Origin of the sequence: Bartonella jaculi, assembly GCF_039543045.1 — a bacterium.
GTDB classification, from domain to species: domain Bacteria; phylum Pseudomonadota; class Alphaproteobacteria; order Rhizobiales; family Rhizobiaceae; genus Bartonella; species Bartonella jaculi.
In genome coordinates, this window is the sequence record NZ_BAABIZ010000122.1 from 1 (window position 1) to 1,190 (window position 1,190).

Annotated in this window: 1 protein-coding gene; it reads left to right on the top strand. The window is 44.7% G+C overall.

Annotation, left to right across the window (positions count from 1 at the left end; translation table 11 throughout):
- Position 1 precedes the first annotated feature (1 nt).
- Complete coding sequence (gene tuf / locus ABD915_RS09700) at positions 2 to 1,177, top strand: elongation factor Tu (protein ID WP_078691533.1); 1,176 nt, start codon at positions 2 to 4, stop codon at positions 1,175 to 1,177.
- Positions 1,178 to 1,190: the final 13 nt, after the last annotated feature.

Genomic DNA, 1,190 nt, shown 5'->3' on the forward strand with positions numbered 1-1,190 from the left:
AATGGCAAAGAGCAAATTTGAACGTACGAAGCCGCATGTTAATATTGGTACGATTGGTCACGTTGACCATGGGAAGACTTCGCTAACAGCGGCGATTACGAAGTATTTTGGTGAATTTAAAGCGTATGATCAAATTGATGCGGCACCAGAGGAACGAGCACGTGGGATTACTATTTCTACGGCGCATGTTGAATATGAAACAGAGAAGCGTCACTATGCCCATGTTGATTGTCCTGGACACGCGGATTATGTGAAGAACATGATCACGGGAGCTGCGCAGATGGATGGTGCGATTTTGGTTGTTTCTGCTGCTGATGGCCCGATGCCTCAGACCCGTGAGCATATACTTCTAGCGCGTCAGGTTGGTGTTCCAGCGATTGTGGTTTTTCTTAATAAGGTTGATCAGGTTGATGATGCTGAGCTTTTGGAGCTTGTTGAGCTTGAAGTGCGTGAGCTTTTATCGAAGTATGATTTTCCAGGAGATGATATCCCAATAGTTAAAGGTTCAGCGTTGGCAGCTCTTGAAGATAAAGATAAAAGCATTGGTGAAGATGCGGTTCGTCTTTTGATGAGTGAAGTTGATAATTATATACCGACTCCAGAGCGTCCTGTTGATCAGCCTTTTTTGATGCCGATAGAAGATGTTTTTTCGATATCTGGTCGTGGAACAGTTGTGACTGGTCGTGTTGAGCGTGGTGTTATTAAAGTTGGTGAGGAAATCGAGATTATCGGTATTCGTCCCACTTCTAAGACGACAGTTACAGGGGTTGAGATGTTCCGCAAGCTTTTGGATCAAGGTCAGGCTGGTGATAATATTGGTGCACTGCTTCGTGGGGTTGATCGTGAAGGGATTGAGCGTGGGCAAGTTTTAGCAAAGCCTGGTTCAGTTACTCCACATACTAGATTTAAAGCAGAGGCTTACATTTTAACGAAAGATGAAGGCGGTCGTCATACACCATTTTTTACCAATTATCGTCCACAGTTTTACTTCCGTACGACGGATGTTACGGGGATTGTTACGCTTCCGGAAGGAACGGAGATGGTTATGCCTGGAGACAATGTTGCGATGGATGTGTCTTTGATTGTTCCGATAGCGATGGAAGAGAAGCTTCGTTTTGCTATTCGTGAAGGTGGTCGTACTGTTGGTGCAGGTATCGTTTCTAAGATCATTGAGTAGATAGTAGGTGTTG